This is a genomic window from Streptomyces sp. NPDC025618 (assembly GCF_055558795.1).
Genome location: NZ_JBVHLW010000076.1, coordinates 9,226 through 12,264, shown reverse-complemented (window position 1 = coordinate 12,264; position 3,039 = coordinate 9,226). Strand labels below are relative to the sequence as shown.

At 72.8% G+C, this 3,039-nt stretch carries 2 protein-coding genes; both read left to right on the top strand.

All coding sequences use genetic code 11. The features are described from left to right. Window positions 1–217: 217 nt before the first annotated feature. Window positions 218–1,657 (top strand): DNA repair protein RadA, encoded by a 1,440-nt coding sequence (gene radA, locus ACZ4A5_RS31100; RefSeq protein ID WP_398872985.1) that lies wholly within the window; start codon window positions 218–220, stop codon window positions 1,655–1,657. Between the two features lie 123 nt (window positions 1,658–1,780). Then, window positions 1,781–2,905 carry a DNA integrity scanning diadenylate cyclase DisA gene (disA, locus tag ACZ4A5_RS31095; protein WP_398872987.1) on the top strand — a complete coding sequence of 375 codons (1,125 nt, stop codon included), beginning with the start codon at window positions 1,781–1,783 and terminating at the stop codon, window positions 2,903–2,905. Window positions 2,906–3,039: the final 134 nt, after the last annotated feature.

Here is a 3,039-nt window from a genome sequence, read left to right as displayed (position 1 = left end):
CCCACCCCCGGCACCCACCACAACCCAAGCCCGGCCGGCGATTGAGGCCGCGCCCGCAGGGCGCTCCCGCCGCAGGCGGCAACGAAACCCGCACCCGGCAACGGCAAGCCCGCAGGGCGCAAGCAACCCGCACCAGACAACAGCGAACCCCACCAACCCCAAGGCACAAACAACCGCACCCACCCAACTGTCAGTCCCCCCGGATACGGTGACCACCATGGCCGCCCGCACCGCACGTTCCCCCAAGGACCGCCCCTCCTACCGATGCACCGAATGCGGCTGGACCACAGCCAAATGGCTGGGGCGCTGCCCCGAGTGCCAGGCATGGGGCACCGTGGAGGAGTTCGGCGCGCCCGCCGTGCGGACGACCGCGCCGGGCCGGGTGACCTCCGCCGCGTTGCCGATCGCGCAGGTGGACGGCCGGCAGGCGACGGCACGGAGCACGGGAGTCGACGAGCTGGACCGGGTCCTCGGTGGCGGGCTCGTGCCCGGCGCCGTCGTGCTGCTCGCGGGCGAGCCCGGTGTCGGCAAGTCGACCCTGCTGCTGGACGTCGCGGCCAAGGCCGCCTCGGAGGAGCACCGCACGCTCTATGTGACGGGTGAGGAGTCCGCGAGCCAGGTCCGGCTGCGGGCCGACCGGATCGGCGCGCTCTCGGACCACCTCTATCTGGCCGCCGAGACGGATCTGTCGGCCGTCCTCGGGCACCTCGACACCGTCAAGCCGTCCCTCCTGATCATGGACTCCGTGCAGACGGTGGCCTCGCCGGAGATCGACGGAGCGCCGGGCGGCATGGCGCAGGTGCGCGAGGTGGCGGGCGCGCTGATCCGGGCGTCGAAGGAGCGCGGGATGTCGACGCTGCTGGTCGGCCACGTCACCAAGGACGGCGCGATCGCGGGGCCCCGCCTGCTGGAGCACCTGGTGGACGTGGTGCTGAGCTTCGAGGGCGACCGGCACGCCCGGCTGCGCCTGGTGCGCGGCGTGAAGAACCGCTACGGCGCGACGGACGAGGTCGGCTGTTTCGAGCTGCACGACGAGGGCATCACGGGGCTCGCCGACCCCAGCGGGCTGTTCCTGACCCGGCGCGACGAGCCCGTGCCGGGCACCTGTCTGACGGTGACGCTGGAGGGCAGGCGCCCCCTGGTCGCCGAGGTCCAGGCGCTGACGGTCGAGTCGCAGATCCCCTCGCCCCGCCGCACCACCTCCGGCCTGGAGACGTCGCGGGTGTCGATGATGCTGGCCGTGCTGGAGCAGCGCGGGCGCATCAGCGCGCTCGGCAAGCGGGACATCTACAGCGCCACGGTGGGCGGGGTGAAGCTCTCCGAGCCGGCCGCCGACCTCGCCGTCGCGCTCGCGCTCGCGAGCGCCGCGAGCGACACCCCGCTGCCGAAGAACCTGGTGGCCATCGGCGAGGTGGGGCTGGCGGGCGAGGTCCGTCGGGTCACGGGTGTGCAGCGGCGGCTGGCGGAGGCGGCCCGGCTGGGGTTCACGCACGCGCTGGTGCCGGGCGACCCCGGGAAGGTGCCCAGCGGGATGCGGGTCCTGGAGGTCGCGGACATAGGCGAGGCGCTTCGAGTGCTGCCCAAGCGGGTACCCCGGGAGAACCGGCGCAAAGCCGGGGCGGACGCCCCGTCGGAGCAGAGCCCTGTCCGAACCTGAGGAGAGGCCCCTTTAATAGGCTGGGCGCCGGAATACGCCAGTAGACTTTCCCCTGGTCTCGCCCGTACGTACGGACGGCAGGGCGGCCTGCGGCACCGTTGACCTTGCGACCGGAGGAGTGCAGTGGCAGCCAACGACCGGGCATCGGGCCCCGGCAAGGCCGGGGGTTCCTCCGGTGCCGACGGTCTGATGCGCGCCTCGCTGAGCGCCGTCGCGCCCGGCACGGCCTTGCGCGACGGACTCGAGCGCATTCTTCGCGGCAATACCGGCGGTCTGATCGTCCTGGGCATGGACAAGACCGTCGAGTCGATGTGTACGGGCGGTTTCGTCCTCGATGTGGAGTTCACGGCCACCCGGCTGCGTGAGCTGTGCAAGCTGGACGGCGCGCTGATCCTCGACAAGGACATCACCAAGATCGTGCGGGCGGGCGTCCAGCTCCTGCCGGACGCCTCCATTCCCACCGAGGAGACCGGCACCCGGCACCGCACCGCGCAGCGCGTCTCGATCCAGTGCGGATTCCCCGTGGTCTCGGTCAGCCAGTCGATGCGGCTGATCGCGCTGTACGTGGGCGGTGAGCGGCGTGTGCTGGAGGAGTCCGGCGCGATCCTCTCCCGCGCCAATCAGGCGCTCGCCACCCTGGAGCGCTACAAGCTCCGGCTGGACGAGGTCGCGGGCACGCTCTCCGCGCTGGAGATCGAGGATCTGGTGACCGTCCGGGACGTCACGGCGGTGTCCCAGCGGCTGGAGATGGTCCGCCGGATCGCCACGGAGATCGCGGAGTATGTGGTCGAGCTGGGCACCGACGGCCGTCTTCTCTCGCTCCAGCTGGACGAGTTGATCGCAGGCGTCGAGCCGGAGCGCGACCTGGTCGTGCGGGACTACGTCCCCGAGCCGACCGCCAAGCGCACGCGCACGGTGCCCGAGGCGCTCGCCGAGCTGGACTCCCTCACCCACGCCGAGCTGCTCGAACTGCCCATCGTGGCCCGCGCCCTGGGTTACAGCGGATCGCCCGAGACGCTGGACTCCGCGGTCTCCCCGCGCGGCTACCGCCTGCTGGCGAAGGTGCCGCGGCTGCCGGGGGCGATCATCGAGCGGCTGGTCGACCACTTCGGCGGCCTCCAGAAGCTGCTCGCCGCCAGCGTCGACGATCTCCAGACCGTCGACGGCGTCGGCGAGGCGCGTGCGCGTTCCGTGCGCGAGGGCCTTTCGCGCCTGGCGGAGTCGTCGATCCTGGAGCGTTACGTCTGACGCGGCGCTGCCGCTGTGTGCGTGAAGAAGCGGGGGGGGGGGGGGGGGGGGGGGGGGGGGGGGGGGGGGGGGGGGGGGGGGGGGGGGGGGGGGGGGGGGGCGGGGGGGAGGGGCAGGAGGGGCTGACGTACGCC